The sequence below is a fragment of the Actinoplanes sp. NPDC048796 genome (assembly GCF_040650035.1).
In the GTDB taxonomy this organism is placed as follows: domain Bacteria; phylum Actinomycetota; class Actinomycetes; order Mycobacteriales; family Micromonosporaceae; genus Actinoplanes.
This window is the reverse complement of record NZ_JBEZGO010000005.1, coordinates 291155-311886: the sequence shown is the minus strand read 5'-3', so window position 1 is coordinate 311886 and position 20732 is coordinate 291155. Positions and strand designations below refer to the sequence as shown.

The window sequence follows — 20732 nt, the reverse complement described above, 5'->3', positions numbered from 1 at the left end:
CGGGTCGGCCGGGGGGCCGGGGGCCGGGCGCGGCGGGGGGCGGCCGCGCCCGCGCCCACCCCCCCCCCCCCCCCCCCCGCGCCGCCGGGGCCCCCCCGCGCCGGCCCCCCCCCCCCCCCCACCGCCCGGCCGCTGCGGGCCATCCTGGCGATCAGCTCCTCACCGAGTGGGGAGCTCGACGAACCCCAGTGCCCCACGACAGTCGCGCTCCGGTCGCCGGTGAAACGGGACAGCCGGGTTTCGGCCGCGTCCAGCAGGCGCCCGGCCTCCTCCGCGACGACGGTGAACAACGCCGAGCGCGGCGGCCTCCGCGCCACCAGGGTGGCGATCCGCTGGAGGGCGGCCCGCTCCCGCTCGGCGCGTCGCCGAGCCCTCCCTCGGCACCGCAGCCGACCTCCCAGCCTCCAGATCACGACCTTGTCCACGCAACCACGCCCGCTCGGTTCAGCCGGCGACGTGGTGGGTCTGCTCACAGCGAGACCGGGCCGAACGGGACACCCTCAACTACCGGCTGGCAGGAATGCGGGGGCTGGGCCGCGACTGGCACGCTGGCCGGGTGACCCTGCGCTGCCTGCTCGTCGACGACAATCGGCAATTCCTGCTCGCTGCCCGTGACCTTCTGCAGCGCGAGGGCCTGACCGTCGCGGGCACGGCCGAGAACATCGCCGGCGCCCTCGAGCGGACCGCGGAGCTGCACCCCGACGTGGCGCTGGTCGACATCAACCTGGGCAGCGAGAGCGGCTTCGACCTGGCCGCGCGCCTGGCGCCGACCCCGGTGATCATGATTTCCACCCATTCCGGCGAGGACTACGCCGACCTGATCGCGGCCAGCCCGGCGATCGGCTTCCTGTCGAAGATCGACCTGTCCGCGCGGGGGGTCGAGGAACTCGTCGAGGCCGTCGACACGACCGATCTGGTGGGACGCCGCCGAGAGCAGGACGAGCTCGACGCGCTGCTGAGCGCGGTCCGCTCCGGTCAGAGCCGCGCGCTGGTGCTGCTCGGCCCGTCCGGCAGCGGCAAGACCGCCCTGCTGGAATATCTGGCCGGCCGGGCCGGCTCGGTCCGCGTGCTGCGCGCGGCCGGTGTCGAGTCCGAGTCGGAGATCGCCTATTCGGCGCTGCTGCGGCTCTGCGTGCCGCTGCTCGGCCATCTCGACCGGCTCGCGGTCCCGCAGCGCGAAGCCCTGAGCACGGCGTTCGGGCTGGCCGCGGGACCGCCGCCGGAGCGGCTGCTGGTCGGCGTGGCGGTGCTCGGGCTGCTGTCCGAGGCGGCGGCCGAACAACCGCTGCTGTGCGTGGTCGACGACATCCAGTGGATCGACCGGGCGTCCGCGGTGACGCTCGGTTTCGTGGCCCGCCGGCTGTCGAGCGAGTCGGTCGGGCTGGTGCTCGCCGCCCGCGACGCCACCGGCTTCGAGGGCATCCCTCAGCTCGCCGTCGAGGGCCTGGCCGAACCGGATGCCCGGGCGCTGCTCGATTCGGTGCTGATCGGGCCGGTCGATCCTCGCGTCCGCGACCGGATCGTGGCCGAGACCCGCGGCAACCCCCTCGCGATCCTCGAACTGCCGCGCGGGCTGACCCCGGCCGAACTGGCCTTCGGCTTCGGCGGTTACAGCCGGGCCCCGCTGGAGAACCGGGTCGAGGAGGGCTTCCGCCGGCGGATCGCGGCCCTGCCGCCCGAGACCCGCACGGTCCTGCTGGCCGCCGCGGTCGAGCCGGTCGGCGACGCCCAGTTGCTGTGGCGGGCCCTCGACCGGCTCGGTGTCGGCGCCTGGGCGGCCGTCCCGGCCCAGCAGGAGCGGCTTCTCGACATCGGCACCGGAATCCGGTTCCGCCACCCGCTCGTGCGGGCCGCCGCCTGGCATTCCGGCGAGCCGGACGAGCTGCGCCAGGTCCACGCCGCCCTGGCCGAGGTCACCGACCCGGCCCGGGACCCGGACCGCCGGGCCTGGCACCGTGCCCACGCCGTCCTCGGTGAGGACGACGAGGTCGCGGCCGAGCTCGAGGGCTCGGCCGACCGGGCCCGGGCCCGCGGCGGCTGGTCGGCCGCCTCCGCCTTCCTCGAACGGGCCGCGTCGCTGGCCACCGACCCGGCCCGGCGCGGGACGCTGCTCGTGTCGGCGGCCGACGCGGCGGCGTACGCCGGCTCGTACGACCGGGTGACCCGGCTCCTGTCGGCGGCCGAGATGGCGCCGCTCGACAGCCTGCGGCAGACGCTGGTCTCCCGGCTGCGGGCCCAGGTCGACTTCGCGCTGCGCTCCAAGCGGGAGGCCTTCGCGCCGCTGCTGGCCGCGGCGCAACGGCTGGCGGCGGCCGACCCGGAAGCCTCGCGGGACACCTTCCTGCTGGCCGTCACGGCCGCCATGTACACCGGCCGGTTCGGCGGCGACGACCTGCGCCGGGCCGCCCTGTCGGCCCGCGAGCTGGCCCCGGCCGGCGAGACGTTCCCCGATCTGCTCCTGGCCGGGCTCGTCTCCTGGGTGCTCGACGGGCGTACGGCGTCCCTGCCGTTGCTGCACCGCGCGCTCGCCGTCGCCGACTCCCGCTTCATCTGGCTCAGCTCGCTGGTCGGCTACGAGGTCTACCGCCTCGACCTGGTCAAGCAGATGAGCGAGGCCGCGATCCGGGCCGCGGTCGGCAGCGGGGCGCTCTCGCTGCTGCCCAACGCGCTCGCGATCCGGGCCAACATCATGATCTACGCCGGCCGGCTCGGCGAGGCGGCCGGCATGATGGGCGAGATCGACGAGGTCATCCGGGCCACCGGGGCGTCGGTCTACCAATTCTCCCGGCTGGTCCTCGCGGCGTACACAGGGCCGGTGGAGACGGCCACCGCGCTGTTCGACGAACGTAAGCGCGAGGCGGCCGCCCAGGGCGACGGCCGGCTGCACGCGCTGGCCTGCCACGCGCTCGCCATCCTCCACAATGGAAGCGGCGATCACCGGGCGGCGCTGGCCGCGGCCGAGGAAGCCGTGGCCCACGGCGATTTCGCGCTCGGCAACTGGCCGCTGCACGAGCTCATCGAGGCGGCCGCCCTCGCCGGCCGGCCCGAGGTGGCCACCGCCGCCCGCGACCGGCTGGCCGCGATCACGGCCGAGACGCCGACCCCGCTGGCGCTGGGTATCCAGGCCCTGATGGACGCCCTGACGTCTCCCGCGCCGGCCGCCGAGAAGCACTACCGCACCGCGATCGAACTCCTCACCGGCCAGGACATCACCGCCGCCCTGTGCCGGGCCCGCCTGCTGTTCGGCTCCTACCTGCGTCGCGAGCGCCGCTTCGAGGAGGCCCGAGCCGAGCTGCGCGCCGCCCACCACGCCTTCACCGCGATGGGCGCCCCCGGCTACGCCGAGCGGGCCGCCCGCGAGCTCGCCCTCATGGGCCAGGCCGTGGTCCAGGAGCGGCCCACCGGCGTACGGGAGCAGTTGACCCGTCAGGAGGCGGCCGTCGCGCAGCTGGCCGCGGCCGGCCGGACCAACGCGGAGATCGCCGCCGAGCTGTTCCTGAGCCCTCGCACGGTCGAGTGGCACCTGCGCAAGGTCTTCACCAAGGTCGGCGTCACCTCCCGCCGCGACCTGCCCAAGGCCCTGCCCGTCGCCTGAGACACAGGCCGGCCCTGGGGCCGAGGCCGAGGGCTGCTACCGGGGAGCCATCGAGCTTGCGCACCCGCACCGGTTGCGCCGGCAACAAGACAGGGCCCAGCTCGGGTACGGCGACTTGCCGTACCCGAGCTGGGCCGCGCCTACGAAGCCGGCACCCAGTTGCGCGCGGCCCTCGCCGCGTGGGTTCCCTTACTTGCGGAGGGAGCGGAACGCCGCCCGGACCTCGTTCGTGAACAGCAGGGGCTCCTCCCAGGCAGCGAAGTGGCCACCCTTGGCCGGCTTGTTGTAGTACTTCAGGGTCGGGTACGTGGCCTCGACCCAGCTGCGCGGCGCCTGGAAGATCTCGCCGGGGAAGGCGCTGAAGCCGACCGGGATGGTGATCGCGGCCGGGGCGGTGGCGCTCTGCGGGTGGGCGCTCTCCCAGTAGAGGCGGGCCGCCGAGACGCCGGTGCCGGTCAGCCAGTACAGGCTGATGTTGTCCAGCACGTGGTCGCGGGTGAGGTTGCCGGACGGCGAGGCGCCCAGGAACGTCCTGGCGATTTTCTGGTAGCTGTCGGTGTCGTGGTCGAGCATCCAGGCCGCGAGGGCGGCCGGCGAGTCGGACAGCGCGTAGCCGATCGTCTCCGGGCGGAACGACTGCTCCGTCAGGTAGGCGCTGCCGGTCGTCTGGAAGACGGTGAGGGCCGCCTTGGCCGCCTGCTCCTCGGCCGTGGTGGTCGGCACCGGGGCGCCGCCGAGCGCGGACAGCAGCAGGTTCAGGTGGATGCCGGCCAGGCCGGTGGGCGCCTGGCGGGCCAGGGCGTCGGTGACGGCGGCGCCGGCGTCGCCGCCCTGGGCCACGTACCGGGTGTAGCCGAGGCGCTTCATGAGTTCGGCCCAGGCTTTCGCGATGCGGTTCTGGTCCCAGCCGGTCACGGTCGGCTGGCTGGCGAAGCCGTAGCCGGGGATCGACGGGATGATCAGGTGGAACGCGTCGGACGCCTGCCCGCCGTGCGCGGTCGGGTTGGTGAGCGGGCCGGCCGCGTCCAGGAACTCGACGATCGAGCCGGGCCAGCCGTGCGTGGCGAGCAGCGGCAGCGCGTCCTTGTGGGGCGAGCGCAGGTGGATGAAGTGCACGTCGACGCCGTCGATCTCGGTCATGAACTGCGGCAGCTTGTTGATTTTGGCCTCGAACCGGCGCCAGTCGTACCTGGTCTTCCAGTACGTGGCCAGGGCCTGCGCCGCCGCCAGTTGCACGCCCTGCTCGCGGTCCTTGACCAGTTCCCGGCTGGGCCACCGGGTCGAGCCGATCCGGTGGCGCAGCTCGGTGAGCCGGCTGCCCGCGACGGAGACCCGGAACGGCCGGATCCGGCCCGAGGCGGCCGGCGCCGAGCCGGTGGCCGCGACGGCCGGGCTGACGCCGAGCGCGCCGGTCGCGGTGGCGGCGACGGCGACGCCGGCCGCGAGGCCGCCCTGGAGAACGGTGCGCCGGGTGGGAGTGGGAGAAGCCATGGGATGGTCCCTTCATGATCTGTGTCGTGAAGTAGCGTGCCCCGGCCGCCGGTCCCACCGAGCCCGTCGTCATCCCTGGCCCCACCACGGGCCGGAACCGGTGTGCCCGGGATGAACCCCTAGCGCGTGACGTCGCACGCAGGCCCGCCTCGGCCGCGATGGCCCGCATGACCTCCTCACCGGCGTGGTTGCCGAGGGCGTACGGGCCCTTCTGGGCGAGCGCGGCCGGCAGGCAGAGCACGACCGAGGTCGAGCCGAAGGAGCGGCCGATCGGGTCGACGCTGCCGGCCGGGTCGCCCGACGTGGTGGGCTCGACGATGAGCAGGCTGCCGTCCGGGGCCAGGGCCCGCTCGATGTGACGCAGCGCCGCGCCCGGGTCGCCCAGGAAGTGCAGGCAGTCGAAGAAGGTGACGAGGTCGTAGCCGGTGCCGGGGAAACCGTCGGCGGTCGCGACCTCGAAGCTCACCAGCTCCGACAGTCCGCGCTCGGCCGCGAGTCGCCGGGCGGCCTCGGTGGACGGCTCGTGAAAATCGAAACCAAAGGGGGAAGGTTTCTGCCCTGCCGGAGGGACGGGTGGGCGCGCAGTATGGGTTCATGACCCCCTCCGAGCTGGGCGACTTCCTCAAGGCACGGCGCGCCGAGCTGACGCCGCGGGCCGTGGGGCTGCCCGAGTACGACGACCGCCGCCGGGTCACCGGGCTGCGGCGTGCGGAGGTGGCGGCGCTGGCGGCGATCAGCGTCGACTACTACACGCGGCTCGAGCAGGGGCGGGTGGCGGCGTCGGCCTCGGTGCTGGCGCCGCTGGCCCGCGCTCTGCGGCTCGACGAGGACCAGGAGGCTTATCTGTACGAGGTCGCGGGCAAGACCGACGCCCGCCCGCGGCGCCGCCGGTCCGCGCAGCGGCTGCGCCCGGCCATGCGGCGCCTGCTCGACCAGCTGGCCGAGTCGCCCGCGATCGTGCTGGGCCGGCGGATGGACGTGCTCGCGTGGAACAGCGCGGCCGCCGCCCTGTTCACCGATTTCGCCGCCGTGCCCGAGAGGGAGCGCAACTACGTCCGTCTCCTGTTCACCGATCCCGGCATGCGGGCCCTGCACGCCGATTGGCCGCACGACGCCCGGGACGCCGTCGCCGCGCTGCGCACCCGGGCCGCGGCCGGCCCCGACGACCCCGAACTGGCCCGGCTGGTCGGCGAGCTCGCCGTCCGCGACGCCGATTTCCGTACGTGGTGGGCCGAGCACCGCGTCAACGGCCATGCAGAAAATCGACGTGACCTTCGACAGTCAGGGCCTGCGCATCGCCGGCCACCTCTACCTGCCCGAGGGCGGCAACCTCCCGGCCGTCGTCGTCGGCCACCCCGGCACCGGCGTGAAGGAGCAGGCCGCCGGCCTGTACGCCCGCCGGCTGGCCGAGCGCGGCTACGTCACCCTCGCCTTCGACGCCGCGTACCAGGGCGAGTCCGAAGGCCTGCCGCGCGGCCTGGAGGACCCCGCGCACCGCATCGAGGACCACAAGGCGGCCGTCAGCTACCTGACCACCCGCCCCGAGGTCGACGCCGGGCGGATCGGCGTGCTCGGCATCTGCGCCTCCGGCGGCTACGTGCTCAACGCGGCCGCGAGCGACCACCGGATCAAGGCGATCGCCACGGTCAGCGGCGTCGACGTGGCCCGCCAGTTCCGTTTCGGTGCCGACGGCGACCAGGACCCGGCCGTCTTCCAGGGCATGCTCGACCTGGCCGCGGCCGCCCGTACGGCCCAGGCGCGCGGCCAGGACACCCAGACCTTCCCGCTCTTCCCGGCCACCCTCGAGCTGGGCCGCAAGCTCGGCGGCGAGCACGGCTTCGAGGGCGTCGAGTACTACTGCACCCCGCGCGCCGAGCACCCCCGCTCGACCAAGTTCCTGCCCTGGGAGAGCATCGACCATCTGGCCCTGTTCGACGCCTGGGCCGCGGTGCCGCTGATCGGGGACCGCCCGCTGCTGTCGGTCATCGGCCGCCGTGCCGTCACCGCGTGGATGGGCATCGAGGCTTTCCAGCGCCACACCGGGCCCAAGCGCGTCTTCTGGGTCGAGGGCGCCAGCCACGTCGACCTGTACGACAAGCCGGAGTACGTCGGTCCCGCCGTCGACGAGATCGACGCCTTCTACCGGACGGAGCTGGCCGCCGCCTGACGTCTCCGGGTCGTGGTGGTGGTCCGCGACACCAGTTCCAGGACGCTGCGCCGGTCCCGGCGGAGCCGGGCCAGCACCCCGGCCGAGGGTGACGTGCGGGCCCGCCTGGGCGCGGACTACGAACTGCTGGCCCGGATCGGCCCGCTGCGGGTGCGCGAGCCCGTACGGGTAACCGCGGTCGTGGAACGCCCGGACCGGTGCGGCTTCGCCTACGGCACCCGGCCCGGCCATCCGGTCAGCGGCGAGGAGGCCTTCATCGCCCACCGCACCCCGGACGGCCGCGTGTGGCTCACCCTGCGCTCGCTGACCCGCCCCTCCGACGGCTGGTGGGGGAGGGCTTTCCCGGTTCTGCCGGTGGCGCAGCGGGTCTACCGTCAGCGTTACCTCCACGCGTTACGCGAGGCGCGCTGAAGTCGCTGTTGTCGACGACCACCTCCGCCCGCTCGGCCGGGCGCACCTCGGCCAGGTACAGCTGCTCGCCGGGAATGTAGTAGTTCCGGTAACGCTCGGCCGCCGCCTCCGCCGAGTCCATCCAGGCCTGGTCGCGGATCGTGCCCCGGCGCAGCACCTCGTCCACCTCGATGTGCAGATAGACGACCAGATCCCAGTACGCCGCCAGGGCCGGCTTCTGCAGGAAGGCGCCGTCCGCCACGAGGATCGCGTCGTCCGCGGCCACCCGAACCTCGGAGTCGATCGGAGTCCGCCCGCGCAGGTCCATGACCTGGGTGCGGTACCGGCGGTCGCCACCCGGTCCGAGCGGCGCCAGCAGCACGTCCCGGATCGCCTCGACGTCGAACATCTCGTGGTAGTAGCTTCGCGGCGAGCCGGCCGGATATCCCGTACGCAGATCGATGTGGCGTTTGAAGTGGTCGAGCATGACCCGGAGCACGGGCCGCGCCGTCCGGGCTCCCAGAACCCCGGCCAGATCGTCGGCGAGGGTCGTCTTACCGGCGGCCGAGTGACCGTCGATCCCCACCCGCACGGGATGACCCGGCTCCAGCGCGAGAATCCGGTCGGCCAGCTCGTCGAGCACCCGCTGCCGCGTCACGCCGGCCGCCCCTTCTCGGCGCAGCGCGGGCACCGGACCGGGCAGGGAGTCCGCGGAGCCGCGCCGGCCAGGCCGCTGTCGTGCAGCACCGTGGCGGCGGTCTCCTCGAAGCTGGACGACTCGGGGATGATCTGCTCGCCGGGAACACCGAGCAGGTCCATGGGGGTGTACCAGGCACGCATCTGGCCGGCGGTGACCGGAATCGGCGTGGGGCGCCGCCCGTGCCGCCGTACGGTCTCGTCGAAGCTCACCTCCATCCAGTAGACGCTGGTCTCGGGATGGGAGGCGATGAGCTCGCGCAGGGGCTCCGCGTACTGGCCGGAGTGCAGGATCCCCTCCAGCACCACGTAGTAGCCGTGCCCGAGAGCCGCCCGCACGACAGTCGTGATGAAGGCGGGCGCCACGGCCGGCGTCCCGTCGCCGCCGTGCTCACGCAGCACGACCCGGCGCAGGTAGTCCTGCTCGACCAGGGCACAACCGCGCCCGTACCGCCTGCGCACCTCGTGGGCCACGCTGGTCTTTCCGGACCCACTGTTCCCACGGATGACAACCAACTTCATCAGCCGATTAAACGACGTGACGACGATCACCGGGGTACGCGACCGGTGTCGGACACGGGCGCGCACCGCACCTTTCGCCGGTCATTGTCGAGGAAACAACCCGGGAGACATGCGGCCTAGCTCACAGCGAAACGGCCGCGCGGTGGGCCGCCGATGTCCGCACGGGCAGTAGTGCCTGCACGTGCGGTCAGTGACTTGGCAAAACGAGTTTGTGCCGCTCGCCACCCTTGAGCAAGCGCACAGCAAACTTCACGGGCATTACACAGCCCAGACACAGAAGATGGCCCTATGAAGCAGACCCGGTTGGCGAGTCCACCGCTCTCCAGACGGACGATCGCCCGGCTGGTCCAAGTGGTTGGCCTCCTCGATGTCCTCTCCACCATCGCTCCGCACCGGCGCGGGCACCACATGTCGCTGCTGATGGAGTTCGTGCCCGCCTTCGGGGTGTTCTCCGCCCGGGCGGCGACGGTGGTGGTGGGTATGCTCCTGATCTATCTGGGCGCGGGTCTGCGCCGGGGCAAGCGCCGCGCGTGGCAGGTGGCGGCCGGCCTCGCGGCCCTGGCCGTGGCCCTTCATCTGCTCAAGGGCCTCGACTTCTACGCGGCCGGCGTCAGCGGCGTCCTGTTCGTGATGCTGCTCGCCACGCAGGACCGGTTCACCATCCTCGCCGACCGGCCCAACCGCTGGCGTTCCCTGCAGGCGCTGGTCGGCTTCGGCGCGGCCGGTTTCGTCCTCGGCTTCATCGAGATCGCGGTCCGGGCCAACCGCCTGGTCGGCACCCCGGGCGTCTCCCAGTGGGCCGAGCAGGCGGCGCTGGGCCTCATCGGCGTGCACGGCCCGATCGAGTTCCGTCACCGCTTCGGCGGCGACATCGTCGCCTACACGACCGGGGCGTGCGGTCTGCTGGCCGTCGGTGTCGCCCTGGTGGTGCTGCTGCGGCCCGGCTCACGCCGGCCCGAGCGGACGGACGAGGGCGAGGCGCGCCTGCGTGAGCTTCTTCAGCGGTACGGCAAGGCCGACTCGCTCAGCTACTTCGCGACCCGCGACGACAAGTCCCTGATGTGGTCCGAGAACCGGGCCGCCGTGATCGCGTACCGGGTCGTCAACGGTGTCAGCCTGGCCGCCGGTGACCCGATCGGTCCCGAGTCGGCCTGGCCCGAGGCGATCGGGGCCTGGCTGGCCGACGCCCAGCAGCACGGCTGGACCCCGGCGGTGCTCGGTTGCGGCAACGCGGCCGGAAAGGCGTACAAGAAAGCGGGTCTCGATGTCGTCGAGCTCGGCGACGAGGCCATTGTGGACACCACCGCCTTCTCGCTGAACGGCCGGCCCATGCGCGGCGTGCGGCAGGCGGTCAACCGGATGCAGCGCGCCGGCTACACGTGCCGGGTGGTCCGCCAGCGCGACCTCACCGAGGCCGAGCTGACCGGCGCCATCCACGCCGCCGACGCCTTCCGCGACGGCCCGGTCGAGCGCGGCTTCTCGATGGCCCTGTCCCGCCTCGGCGACCCGTGCGACGGCGACAACCTGCTGGTGCTCTGCCACGACGAGGACGGCAAGCTGCGGGGGCTCTTGCAGTTCGTGCCGTGGGGCGCCGACGGGCTGTCGCTCGACCTGATGCGCGGCGACCGCACCGCCGAGAACGGCCTCACCGAGCTGATGGTGGTCTCGGTTCTCGAGGAGTCGCCGGCCCTGGGCGTACGGCGCGTGTCGCTCAACTTCGCCGTGCTGCGCTCGGTCTTCGCGCGGGCCGAGGAGCTGGGCGCCGGCCCGGTGCTGCGGCTGTGGGCCCGGTTGCTGCGCGCCGCCTCGAAGCTGTGGCAGATCGAGTCGCTCTACCGCTCCAACGCCAAGTACCTGCCGTCCTGGGTGCCGCGCTACCTCTGCTTCCCGACCGCCCGGGACCTGCCGCGCATCGCGGTGGCGGCGATGCGGGCCGAGGCGTTCCTGCCCGAACCGCGGATGCCCAGCCTGCGCCGGGCCCCGCGCGCGAAGGCCGAGGTGGCGGCGTGAGCCTCACCGGCCGGCCGTTGCTGGTGCTGGCGGCGACCCTCACGGTCGTGGTGGGCGTGGCGACGGTGTTCTTCTGGAAGCGGGGCGGCCGGCTGCGGCCGGTCACCCGTACCGCCGGGATCCTGCTGCTCGAAGTGCTCGTCGTGCTCACGGCCGGCCTGGAGTACAACCGGCACGAGCAGTTCTACCCGTCGTGGCAGGCGCTGCGCGGCGACACCGGCTCGGTCGCGGTCGCCGGCGAGGTTCGGGCCGGTCTGCTCGACGGCCGCGCCGGGACCGGGGCGATCGAGTGGCGCCCGCCGGGCTGGGACGCGTGGCACCTCGCCCGCGCCCCGCGGATCACGCTGCCGGCCGACTACGCGAGCCGGCCCGATGTCGCCTTCCCGGTCGTGCTGACCTTCGGCGCGACCTCCCGGCGTACCCCCGAAGCGGTGACCGTGACCGTCGACCCCACAGCGGCCACGACGGCCGGCGCCCTGCTGACGCTGCCCGCCCAGCTCGGCCGCGACCTGCGGGTGACAGCGATCGGCTGGGACGTGCGGGGCCCGTCCCCGCTGGCCGCCGCCTTCGTCAGGGCCGTGCCGGCCGGGCTCGCCGTCCTCGACCAGCCCGCCGACACCCTGCCGCCGGCCCTGAAAGCACCCAAGACCCTGAAGGGGGCGGCCGCGTGAACAGCCTGCTCTGGGTGGCGCTCGCGTTCGTGTTCGTGTTCGCGGTGGCCCTGGCCGTCTTCTGGAACCGGCTGCACTGGGCCTGGCGGAGCCTGCTGGTCCTCGGCTCCGTGGTGAGCGTGATCGCCGCCGTCGGCGTGCAGCTGAACGCCCTCACCGAGGCGTTCCCGACGGCCGCGGACGCCGTGCCGGTCTCGCACGACGTCGGCGCGAGCCAGTTCTTCGGCGTCAGCGTGCACGGCCCGGCCAGCAAGCTCACCTTGCCGATGTACGTGTACCTGCCCGCCGGCTACCACGAGGGCGCCACCCGCTATCCCGTCATCGAGGCGTTCCACGGCGTACCCGGCACCCCGCAGTACTGGGTGCGCAAACTCGACGTCAAGTCCACACTGGATGCCGAGATCGCCTCGGGCCGGATGGCGCCCACCGTGGTGCTGTTCCCGCAGCAGACCACCAACCCGACCCTCGACACCGAGTGCACCAACCTGAAGAACGGCCCCCAGGCCGAGACGTTCCTGACGGTGGACGTGCCCGCGTACGCCAAGGCGCACTACCGCATCCGCACCGACCGCGCCGGCTGGGGCCTCGTCGGATACTCGGCCGGGGCGTTCTGCGCCATCAACCTGACCCTGCGCCACCCCACCCTGTTCGCGGCCGGGGCCAGCCTTTCCGGGTACGCGTCGTCCGGCATCACCATCGGCGACGGCTCCGAGCACACCACCAACAACCCGTACTGGCGCCTGAAACACCTGCCGCAGCCCGCTTCCGCGTTGTGGCTCGGCTTCGCCGCCGACGACAAGCAGTGCTCCCACGACTCGCGCCTGCTGGCCGCCTCCGCCCGCAAACCGCTCGCGGTCACCACCGCGGTGGTCGCGCACGGCGGCCACAGCAGCGCCGTGTGGCGCCAGATGGAGGCGCCCGCCTTCGACTGGCTCTCCGCCCACCTGGCCGGGCCGCTGTCGTGAGGCGCGCCGCCGTCCTGCTCCTGCTGTTGCTGGCGGCCTGCGACGCGCCGGCCGCGCCTGTGGTGGTCACCCTGGGCGACTCGGTCGCGGCCGGCGCGGCGTGCGGCTGCCAACCCTTCCCGGCCCTGTACGCCTCGTCGCAGCACGCGACGAACGTCAACCTGGCCAGGTCGGGAGCGACGGCGGCCGACGTACGGGCCGGCCTGTCCGCGCAGAAGACGGTCTTCGCCTCGGCGGCCGAGGTGGTCATCATGATCGGCGCCAACGACATGGCCGGCGACTTCGACGACCCGTCGAAATACGCCCCGGTCGCGGCCGGCGTCCAGGACGACGTCGAGGCCACCATCGACGCCATCGAGGCCATCCACCGCACCCGCGTGGTCGTCCTCGGCTACTGGAACGTGGTCCTGGACGGCAAGGTGGCTGCCAAGACGTACGGCGCCGGCGAGGTCTCCGACTCGGAGTCGGCCACCGCCGCCGTCAACCGGGCGCTGCGGGCCGCCGCCACCCAGACCGGCGCCACCTACGTCCCCACCGACACCGCCTTCCACGGCCCCGACGGCTCTCAGGACCCGACGGAGCTGCTGGCCTCCGACGGCGACCACCCCAACGCGGCCGGCCAGGCCGCGATCGCCGCCCTGATCCCCCCACTGCCGGAAAATTGATGTCGCTCGCCGTCGCCCCTGGATACCATCCGCCGATGCTTCCCCCGGAACTCCTCGGCGAGACCATCGTGCAGAGCCATACCGTCGCGGAGTGGCCGCTGTCCCGGACCGAGAAGGTGGTGCTGGCCGACGGCCGGTCGTTCGCCTACAAGACGACGTCGCCACCCGTGATGGAGCCGGAGTTCTACGCGGCGGCCGGAGCAACCCGCCTGCTCCCGGCCCACCACCGCGTCGGGAACGCTCTCCTGGTGGACTGGATCGACTCGCCGTCGCTCGCCGACCTGCCACTGAGCGAGAACGAGTTGCTGACCCACGCGGCCCGGGTCGTGCAGCAGATCGGCGAGCTGGAGCCGGGCCTCCCGGTCTACCTGGACGTCGGAACGTCCGCGAAGTGGGCGGCCGAAGCGGCCAGCACCCTCGTCAAGCTTCGCCAGTTGACGGCCGACGGCCGATTCCCGGCCAGCCCCGGCGTCGACGACATCGAATCGTGGATCCTGTCGGCGCCGGTGCTCGGCACGGTCGAAGCCCACTCCCGTCTGGTGCATCGCGATCTGAAGCCCGCACACGTGTTCCCGGCCGGCGACGGCTACCGGGTGATCGACTGGCAGTTCCCGGCGATCGCCCCGGCCGGTGTCGACCTGGTCGGTTTCCTGGACGAGGCCGGCATCGACGCGTTCCACCACGTCGACCCGGTCACCTACGGCATCGCCTACTTCCTGCACCTGCGCTGGGCGGTCGTCGCTCAGCACGACCTCTTTCCCGGCGCCCCGGTGCCGTTCCTGCGCGACTGGGCGGCGGGCGGCCTCAGGGGAGTCCGGAGAGCGGCCGAAGCGGTCGTCTGAACTTGCCGTTCAACCGGTTCGGCAGGTCTTGATGCCTCCCTCGACGATGCAGCCGAGACCGCGTTTCTCCTCCAGCGGGTACCGGGCGCGGACCTGGCCTCTTGTGTGCGAGGCGTGCAGATCGTGTGCGAAGTCTGTCGAGTGGCTTCCCGGTGCGCACGGCCAGGTGATGTGATTTCGCCCGGTGACAGAAAGTCTGCCGCACCGAGGAGTACTCATGAAATACGTTGGTTTCTTCCTGGCCTTCGTGGTCGGCGTCGCCGCTTTTGTATACGGGGGAGCCGATGACTCGCCGGGCTTGCAGTTGTTGGCGGCCGTACTCGTTCTCGCAGTGATCGCCCTCGTTGTCCGAAACCTGCGCCAGCGCAACTGATGGCGCTGCCGGGGCACCGGGTGCATGCGGACCCGCTCGTAGGCTATCTGAGGTCGTGCGCCATCTCGTCCTCGTCATCGCGGGTCACGCCGGTGGCGGTGAAGCCCGCGCGCCGGTAGAAGGCCGTGGCGCGCTCGTTTCCCCGGACGACGAAAAGCCGGAGCCGATCCGCTCCGGCCTCCTCGCGCGCCCACCGCTTCACCACGGCCATCAGGTCGCCGGCGACGCCGCTGCCACGAAAGCGCGGAGTGACGTAGAAGCCGACGACCTGAGCTGACCCGCTGGGCGGCTCGGTGAAGCAGGTGGCCTTCGCGACGAATCCGCCGTCGGACGCCGCCACGAACATGCTCTCCTCAGCGCCCCGCACCTCGGGATCCATGGCGACATGCTGCTCCGGGCGGCGGCGCCGTGCCAGCGTTTTACCCGCGTCAGGGGAGGATGGCGTCGACGTAGCCGCCGTCGACGCGCAGCGCGCCGCCGGTGGTGGCCGAGGCGAAGGGGGACGCCAGGTAGACCACCATGTTGGCGATCTCCTCCGGTTCGATCAGGCGTTGCAGCAGCGACTGCGGGCGGTGTTCGAGCATGAACTTGTGCTGGGCCTCGTCCCACGGCAGGTCGTCGCCGACCATCTGCCGTACGAAATCCTCCACCCCGCCGGTGTGCGTCGGGCCGGCGATGACACTGTTCACGGTGACGCCGGAGCCGGCCGCCTCCTTGGCGAAGCCGCGCGACACCGCGAGCAGCGCCGTCTTCGACATGCCGTAGTGAATCATCTCGGCCGGGGTGACCACGGCGGAGTCGCTGGCGATGTACTGGACGCGCCCCCACCCACGGTCGCGCATGCCGGGCAGGTAATTGCGGGTTAGCCGGACGGCGGCCAGCACGTTCACCTCGAAGTACCGGCGCCAGTCGTCGTCGCTGATCTCCAGGGCCGGCTGCGCCCCGAAGATGCCCAGGTTGTTGACCAGGATGTCGACCTCGGGCAGCGCCTCCAGGGCGGCCGTAGCTCCTTCCTCCGTCGCCACATCGGCCGGCACCGCGACGAAGTCGCCGTCCCCGAGTCCGCCGATGGCCCGCTCGACCGACTCGGCCGACCGCCCGTTGACGCCGACGCGCGCGCCCGCCGCCGCCAGCCCGGTCGCGATCGCCAGCCCGATGCCCTGCGTGGAGCCGGTGACCAGCGCCGTCTTCCCCGAAAGATCAATCCGCATGCCCCCATTCTGCGCCGCCCATGATCAACCCGCGGCGTGGGTCAGGTCAGGCCGCGGCGTCCAAGCTGCGGGCGGTCACGCCGGGCAGGGCCGGGCCGCGGGCCGGGATCGTGTCGGCGCGGGCCGGGTCGGCCCGCCACAGGGAGCCGTCGGCCGCGCCCTGAACGGTGGCCAGCATCGACGTGTAGGCGCTGCGGATCTGGAACTCCACCTGCTCGTCCGGCAGGTTCGACAGCTCGACCAGCAGTGACGCGCTGCCCAGGATCCCGTACGCGTTGCGGGCGATGCCCTCGTAGTCGCCGCCGGGGTAGCGGGTGACGTTAGCACCGGCCAGCTTGGTCAGCGCGTCGTAGTTGTGGACCGCGAGCTGACGCGACCTCGTCACGTCCCCGGCCAGCGGGCTGGTCGGCCACAGGATCGAGGCCGTCGTCTCCCGCCCGTCGGGCTGCCGATAGCGCCCCTGCATGTGGTAGTCGACGACGGCCTTCGGATGGGTCGCGTGCCACAGCCGCAGGACGGCCCGCGACTCCGGCACCGGGTTGTCCCCGATCGGCGTCAGCGGATTGTGGAACCGGTTGATGTCATAGCCGACGCCGGGTTCGGAGTAGTCGCCCGACGCGCTCGGGTCATGGTTGTAGCGCTGCTCGCGCACCGCGCCGTCCGGGTTCGCCTGCACCACGACGTCGAGCGTGACCCGCTTCAGCAGGGCCCGCTGCCACGGCGTGTCCGGCACCCCCAGCGTCCACAGCGCCCGGATCGCGGCCGGCGTGCCCAGCGGCTCGTCACCGTGCTGCTGCGTGACGAAGAGCAGCCGCGTGGGCCCGTGCCCGACGCTGGCCAGCCGCAGCGCCCGCCCCTCGTTGCTGCGCCCGATCACCCCGAGCCGCACCCGCCCGTCACTGGCCCGGGCGATCTTCGCCAGCGCCCGCCCGACTTCCTCCGGCCCGGGCCGCGCCGACACGAGCGGCCCCGCCGCCTGAGCGGTTCCCGGGGTCGACCCGAGCGTCACGCCCAGTAACATGACACTGACAATGGTGGCTAACGTCTTCCGCATCGACCGGCCCTTCGATAGACATCAATGTCCATCGATCAGATTAGGCGGTACGGGCCGAGTTCGCCGGACAAGACGCTGAACTTCCCGCCGTTCGGCGCGTCGGTCAAGGCGTGACGCGAGCACTCACCACGCACGAGGTCACCGTGGGCGGGGTCGTCCAGCGTTTCCATGTGGCCGGGCGCGGGCCGGTCTGCGTGATGCACTCGGGTGGGCCCGGTGTGGACTGGTCCTACCTGCTCGGTCATTCGCACGGTGGGCTGGTGGCGCAGCAGTACGCGCTCACCCGCCCGGGGCGGCTGGCCGGGATCATCCTGTACGCCACGGCGCCTGGCAACGGCCCGGACCTCGACGCGCTCGCCGCCCGCAACGCGCGGCGACGAGCCCGAGGGTTTCGCCGAGGCGGTGGAGAAGCTGGTCACATCGGTGAAACCCGCTCGGGACGAGGCACCCCTCGCGTGACCGGCCCCGGGTCAGAGAAGAGCCGGCAGCAGTCTGACGACCTCGGCCGTGGTGGGTGGTTCGCGCCGCCCGGCCGTGGCCGAGACGGTGAGCTGCCGGCTGCCGTCGGCGTTGTGGAAGGACCATGTGCGGTATCCGTGGAAGCCGCCTTCCTTGCCCCACACCGTCGCGCCGCCGGCGAGGGTGTAGCGGGTGATGCCGAGGCCGCCTTCGACGCCGGGCGTGCCGGTCGGCATCGTCGTCAGTAGCTCGCGGAGTTCGGCCGGGCCGAGCAGCTTCCCGGTCAGCAGCGCCCGGAAGAACGTGTTCACATCGGCGGCGGTGGAGATGAGGCCGCCGGCCGGCCCGGCCGTGGACGGGTTGTAGTCGGTGACGTCGACCGGCTTCCCGTCCACCATCAGGTAGGCGCGCGCGTGCGGTGCGGGCATCGCGGCGCTGTCGTCGCGCACCAGCGTGTCGCGGAGCCCCAGCGGCCGCAGGACACGGCCTTCGATCTCTTCGCCGTACGGATGACCGGTAGCACCCTCGATGAGCAGTCCGAGCAGCACATAGCCCGTGTTGTTGTAGGCGCGCGACGTGCCCGGTGCGAACGCCCGGGCCATCCGGCCGGCCCGCTCGACGATCTCGCGCGGCGTCCACCGCCGCCACCGGTCGCGCAGAATGTTGTCGGCGGTCAGGTCTTCGGTGTAGTTGTGCAGCCCGCTCGTGTGGTCGAGCAGCTGCCGCACGGTGATCGGCGCGAAGCAGTCCACCGGCTCGTCGAGCGCGAGCCGCCCCTCACCGGCCAGTTGCAGGACCACCGCCGCCGTGAACACCTTGGTGACGCTGCCGATCCGGAAGTACCCGCGCGGGTCGACCGGCCGGTCGGTGCCGAGCTCGGCGACCCCGCTCGAGGCCCGCGCCGTCCCACCGGCATCCCGCAGTTCCGCCAGGGCGCCCGCGGCCCCACCGGCGACAAGCGTGTCGAGCAGCTGTTGAACCGTCATGGGAAGCCATTTTCACCTCTGCCCGATCGACGGTCGCGGGCCGGCACGTGGGAGTCGAGGTGCATGGTCCGTGGCGCCCAGCGCCGTGTGCATCAGGCTCGGGTAGGTGTCGTGCGGATCCGGCATGAGCACCACCCAGTGACGTATTCCGATCTTGTTCGGGCGTTGTTGACCATGTTAGCGTCTGTCCGTCGAGGAGGAATCGGCGCCAGCGAATGTCGCTCCCTCGATCAATCATCACCTCTTTCGCGATGTCCGCCCTCGGAATCGCGTCATCGGCGTGCCCTTTCGCGGGCCGTCAAAAGGAGAACCATGAACGTTCGTCAACTCTCGTTCGCCGCGGCCGGCCTCACCATGGCCGCGAGCATCGCCGGGCTGCTGCCGGCCGGACCGGCCGCGGCCGCGACGCCGAAGTGCACGACCACCATGGTGATGGGTTCGAGCGAAGCCGGCGCCGGCTTCATGACCGTCCCGTGGGGCGGCGGCACCACCCGCTGTTCGCTCTCCGAGGGCGCCAAGAACACCGCCGTCACCGCCCTCCAGCGGATGATGTACTACTGCTACAGCGAGAAGAGCCTTTCCGCCGACGGCGACTTCGGCCCGGCCACGAAGGCCGCCCTGAAGCGCACCCAGACCAAGATCGGTGCCTCGTCCGACGGCCAGTACGGGCCGGAGACCGCCAGCAAGATCGACGGTGTCGGCGACAGCGGTTGCGGCCGGTTCCCGGCCAAGTGACAACGGCGGCGGGCCGCCCGTCACCGCTTCTCGGACAGGGCCGACACGTCCAGGGCCCGTACGGTGAGGTCGATCAGCCGCTCCTGAGCCGCCGGGTCGAGCGCTTCCGGGTTGGGCGGCGCGGGCGTCCGCTCGTCGTAATAGGTGCCGTTGTCACCGCGCCGCGAGGCCACGTAGCGGACGTTCCCGGCGGCGTGCTCGGGCCGGTCCCCGCCGATCGGGAACATGGCGTGCAGCAGCGGCGTCGCGATGACGCCCGGGTGCATGCTGACGACCTCGGCCCGGCGCCGCGAGAGCCAGCAGGAATAGGCGACAAGGGCCAATTTGGAGTACGCGTACACGCCCGCCGCCGAGTAGGGCCGGCCCGGGCCGGCGAAGGTCGCCGACAGGTGCGTGGCCGAGGCGACGTTCACCACCCGCCGGGTCAGGTCGAGCAGCCGGGTCGTCAACAGCACCGGCGCCAGATAGTTGGCCTGGAAGGTGACCTCGTGACCGGCCGCGTTCACCGTCCGGGCCGGCGGACCGGGCCGGGCCGCGTTGTTGATCAGCACGTCGATCCGGTCGGTCGCGGCCCGGATGCGCGCGGCCAGCCGCTCGACCTCGTCCAGGTCGCCGAAGTCGGCCGGGAAGTAGGTGATCCGGTCGCCGGGCGCGAAGTCGCCGATGGTGGGCTCGAGCCCGTGCAGGATGAGATGGCCGGCCGACCCGGCCAGCAGGCGGGCGGTCGCTCGTCCGATCCCGGTGGTGGCCCCGGTCAGGACGATGCTCACGGCCGCATCCCGAACAGGAACCGCGTCACCCTCGTGCGGCGCACCAGCACATCGTAGACAGCGAACATCACGGCGAAGCTGATCGCGACGATGGCCAGGTAGGCGACCAGCATCGGCAGGTCCCAGCGCACCACGAAGAACGCGACCACCACCACGATCGGCTGGTGCAGGATGTACAGCGGCAGGGCGGCCACCGCGAGGTAGCCGATCACCGGGCTGCGCGGTGGCGGCGACCCCCGGTCGAGCAGCCCGAGGATGGCGACCACCCAGAACCATCCAGCCAGGCCGAACAGCACCCGGGCCACGATCGCGTGCGCGGTCATCGCGGTGAACGGGTCGTCGCCGGCCGTGCTCAGGGCGGCGCCCGAGGCCCCGAACAGCAGGAGCCCGATCACGGCGGCCCACCGGGCGTCCCGCCGCATGGCGGCGCGGAAACGGTCGTCGGCCGCGAGCAGGAACCCGTACAGGAAGAAAAGCAGATAGGCCCATCGGCTCCACCCGGCGAAGGCCTCCTCCATGCCGAGCAGCGCCCCGATCAGCGCGATCGGCAGCGCGGGCAGGAACACCACGCCGCGATGCCGCATCGGGCCGCCGATCGGCGGCAGGCGGCCCGCCACGAGGGCGAGGATCAGGGCGAAGGCCAGCAGCAGGACGACGAACCAGAGGTGGCCGGTCTCGAAGAACTCGCCCTGGACGACGAACGGGAAGTCCGACAGGTCCAGGTGAACGTCGAAGTAGTCGCGCAGGAACTCGAGGTACGGCTCCGAGGCGCCGTACCGGATCCACTGGGGAATCGGGATGATGGTCAGTGAGGCGAAGACCAGCGGCACCCCGAGCCGCAACAGTCGCTCCCGTACGAAGCCGCCCGTGCCGCGCCGGCCCAGCGAATGCCACGAGCCCAGCCCCGCGATGAGGAAGAGCGCCGGCATGGCCCACACGACGCCGAGCCCGGCGATCCACGTGACCGCCTCGGTCGTCTGAGCGTTCTTCACGTAGAAGTCGTCGCGGGTGTCGAACACCAGCGCGGCGTGGAAGAACACCAGCCCGAGCACCACCGCGAGCCGGATGGCGTCGAGCTCGGGCCGGCGCGCGGACGTCATGCCTGAAGAGCATGGCAGGTGTGGCGCCCG

17 protein-coding genes and 2 pseudogenes are annotated in these 20732 nt (G+C 72.4%); 11 read left to right on the top strand and 8 right to left on the bottom strand.

Translation table 11 applies throughout. The annotated features are described in order from the left end of the window. Positions 1-556: 556 nt before the first annotated feature. A complete protein-coding gene (locus AB0C26_RS23085; RefSeq protein ID WP_360250886.1) occupies positions 557-3595 on the top strand; it encodes an AAA family ATPase in 3039 nt (1012 codons plus the stop codon). On the opposite strand, the pseudogene AB0C26_RS23080 reads toward AB0C26_RS23085, so the two are convergent. Further along, positions 3552-5567, bottom strand: a pseudogene (locus AB0C26_RS23080) (methyltransferase domain-containing protein); the annotation flags it as partial. The gene AB0C26_RS23085 and the pseudogene AB0C26_RS23080 overlap by 44 nt on opposite strands. 113 nt (positions 5568-5680) lie before the next feature. On the opposite strand from AB0C26_RS23080, the pseudogene AB0C26_RS23075 reads away from it, so the two are divergent. From AB0C26_RS23075 to AB0C26_RS23065, 3 genes and pseudogenes are all read left to right on the top strand, one after another. Next, positions 5681-6304 (top strand): annotated as a pseudogene (locus tag AB0C26_RS23075) (helix-turn-helix domain-containing protein); the annotation flags it as partial. 34 nt (positions 6305-6338) lie between these two features. Next, on the top strand, positions 6339-7253 hold the full coding sequence (locus AB0C26_RS23070) for an alpha/beta hydrolase (protein WP_360250883.1): 915 nt from the start codon (positions 6339-6341) through the stop codon (positions 7251-7253). 12 nt (positions 7254-7265) lie between these two features. Next, positions 7266-7664, top strand: coding sequence for a DUF1990 family protein (locus AB0C26_RS23065; RefSeq protein WP_360250880.1), 399 nt, complete (start codon positions 7266-7268; stop codon positions 7662-7664). Between the two features lie 633 nt (positions 7665-8297). On the opposite strand, the gene AB0C26_RS23060 is transcribed toward AB0C26_RS23065, so the two are convergent. Continuing rightward, complete coding sequence (locus AB0C26_RS23060; RefSeq protein WP_360250877.1) at positions 8298-8861, bottom strand: AAA family ATPase; 564 nt, start codon at positions 8859-8861, stop codon at positions 8298-8300. A 288-nt stretch (positions 8862-9149) separates the two neighbouring features. On the opposite strand from AB0C26_RS23060, the gene AB0C26_RS23055 reads away from it, so the two are divergent. The 6 genes from AB0C26_RS23055 (at position 9150) to AB0C26_RS23030 (ending at position 14387) form a co-directional block, all read left to right on the top strand. Continuing rightward, the gene (locus AB0C26_RS23055; protein ID WP_360250874.1) at positions 9150-10871 is read left to right on the top strand and encodes a phosphatidylglycerol lysyltransferase domain-containing protein; all 1722 of its coding nucleotides are present in this window, start codon (positions 9150-9152) and stop codon (positions 10869-10871) included. Beyond that, entirely contained in the window at positions 10868-11542 is a 675-nt protein-coding gene (locus AB0C26_RS23050) for a hypothetical protein (protein WP_360250871.1), read from the top strand. The genes AB0C26_RS23055 and AB0C26_RS23050 overlap by 4 nt, the downstream gene beginning before the upstream one ends. Continuing rightward, positions 11539-12507, top strand: coding sequence for an alpha/beta hydrolase-fold protein (locus AB0C26_RS23045; protein WP_360250868.1), 969 nt, complete (start codon positions 11539-11541; stop codon positions 12505-12507). Before AB0C26_RS23050 ends, AB0C26_RS23045 begins: the two co-directional genes overlap by 4 nt. Next, positions 12504-13172 carry an SGNH/GDSL hydrolase family protein gene (locus AB0C26_RS23040; RefSeq protein WP_360250865.1) on the top strand — a complete coding sequence of 223 codons (669 nt, stop codon included), beginning with the start codon at positions 12504-12506 and terminating at the stop codon, positions 13170-13172. The genes AB0C26_RS23045 and AB0C26_RS23040 overlap by 4 nt, the downstream gene beginning before the upstream one ends. 35 nt (positions 13173-13207) lie before the next feature. Beyond that, positions 13208-14014 carry a phosphotransferase gene (locus AB0C26_RS23035; RefSeq protein ID WP_360250862.1) on the top strand — a complete coding sequence of 269 codons (807 nt, stop codon included), beginning with the start codon at positions 13208-13210 and terminating at the stop codon, positions 14012-14014. 217 nt (positions 14015-14231) lie between these two features. Then, on the top strand, positions 14232-14387 hold the full coding sequence (locus AB0C26_RS23030) for a hypothetical protein (RefSeq protein ID WP_360250859.1): 156 nt from the start codon (positions 14232-14234) through the stop codon (positions 14385-14387). 43 nt (positions 14388-14430) lie between these two features. Here the strand turns inward: AB0C26_RS23030 and AB0C26_RS23025 are convergent, their stop codons facing one another. From AB0C26_RS23025 to AB0C26_RS23010, 4 genes are all read right to left on the bottom strand, one after another. Continuing rightward, positions 14431-14766 carry a GNAT family N-acetyltransferase gene (locus AB0C26_RS23025; protein WP_360250856.1) on the bottom strand — a complete coding sequence of 112 codons (336 nt, stop codon included), beginning with the start codon at positions 14764-14766 and terminating at the stop codon, positions 14431-14433. Positions 14767-14815: 49 nt separating this feature from the next. After that, positions 14816-15598, bottom strand: coding sequence for an SDR family oxidoreductase (locus tag AB0C26_RS23020; RefSeq protein WP_360250853.1), 783 nt, complete (start codon positions 15596-15598; stop codon positions 14816-14818). A gap of 46 nt (positions 15599-15644) precedes the next feature. Continuing rightward, positions 15645-16619 carry a M14 family zinc carboxypeptidase gene (locus tag AB0C26_RS23015; RefSeq protein ID WP_360250850.1) on the bottom strand — a complete coding sequence of 325 codons (975 nt, stop codon included), beginning with the start codon at positions 16617-16619 and terminating at the stop codon, positions 15645-15647. A 503-nt stretch (positions 16620-17122) separates the two neighbouring features. After that, positions 17123-18097 (bottom strand): serine hydrolase domain-containing protein, encoded by a 975-nt coding sequence (locus AB0C26_RS23010; protein WP_360250847.1) that lies wholly within the window; start codon positions 18095-18097, stop codon positions 17123-17125. A gap of 312 nt (positions 18098-18409) precedes the next feature. Between AB0C26_RS23010 and AB0C26_RS23005 the strand changes: the two genes are divergently transcribed. Then, positions 18410-18832, top strand: coding sequence for a peptidoglycan-binding domain-containing protein (locus AB0C26_RS23005; protein ID WP_360250844.1), 423 nt, complete (start codon positions 18410-18412; stop codon positions 18830-18832). Between the two features lie 20 nt (positions 18833-18852). Here AB0C26_RS23005 and AB0C26_RS23000 read toward each other — a convergent pair whose 3' ends face one another. Then, entirely contained in the window at positions 18853-19602 is a 750-nt protein-coding gene (locus AB0C26_RS23000; protein ID WP_360250841.1) for an SDR family NAD(P)-dependent oxidoreductase, read from the bottom strand. Continuing rightward, entirely contained in the window at positions 19599-20702 is a 1104-nt protein-coding gene (locus AB0C26_RS22995) for an acyltransferase family protein (RefSeq protein ID WP_360250837.1), read from the bottom strand. The genes AB0C26_RS23000 and AB0C26_RS22995 overlap by 4 nt, the downstream gene beginning before the upstream one ends. Positions 20703-20732 lie beyond the last annotated feature (30 nt).

Excerpts from the sequence above, each read along its gene's own strand:
- AB0C26_RS23070 (WP_360250883.1), top strand. The coding sequence starts at position 6,339 with ATGCAGAAAATCGACGTGACCTTCGACAGTCAGGGCCTGCGCATCGCC.
- AB0C26_RS23060 (WP_360250877.1), bottom strand. The coding sequence starts at position 8,861 with ATGAAGTTGGTTGTCATCCGTGGGAACAGTGGGTCCGGAAAGACCAGC.
- AB0C26_RS23055 (WP_360250874.1), top strand. The coding sequence starts at position 9,150 with ATGAAGCAGACCCGGTTGGCGAGTCCACCGCTCTCCAGACGGACGATC.
- AB0C26_RS23035 (WP_360250862.1), top strand. The coding sequence starts at position 13,208 with ATGCTTCCCCCGGAACTCCTCGGCGAGACCATCGTGCAGAGCCATACC.
- AB0C26_RS23030 (WP_360250859.1), top strand. The coding sequence starts at position 14,232 with ATGAAATACGTTGGTTTCTTCCTGGCCTTCGTGGTCGGCGTCGCCGCT.
- AB0C26_RS23025 (WP_360250856.1), bottom strand. The coding sequence starts at position 14,766 with ATGGATCCCGAGGTGCGGGGCGCTGAGGAGAGCATGTTCGTGGCGGCG.
- AB0C26_RS23020 (WP_360250853.1), bottom strand. The coding sequence starts at position 15,598 with ATGCGGATTGATCTTTCGGGGAAGACGGCGCTGGTCACCGGCTCCACG.
- AB0C26_RS23015 (WP_360250850.1), bottom strand. The coding sequence starts at position 16,619 with ATGTTACTGGGCGTGACGCTCGGGTCGACCCCGGGAACCGCTCAGGCG.
- AB0C26_RS23010 (WP_360250847.1), bottom strand. The coding sequence starts at position 18,097 with ATGACGGTTCAACAGCTGCTCGACACGCTTGTCGCCGGTGGGGCCGCG.
- AB0C26_RS23005 (WP_360250844.1), top strand. The coding sequence starts at position 18,410 with ATGAACGTTCGTCAACTCTCGTTCGCCGCGGCCGGCCTCACCATGGCC.
- AB0C26_RS22995 (WP_360250837.1), bottom strand. The coding sequence starts at position 20,702 with ATGACGTCCGCGCGCCGGCCCGAGCTCGACGCCATCCGGCTCGCGGTG.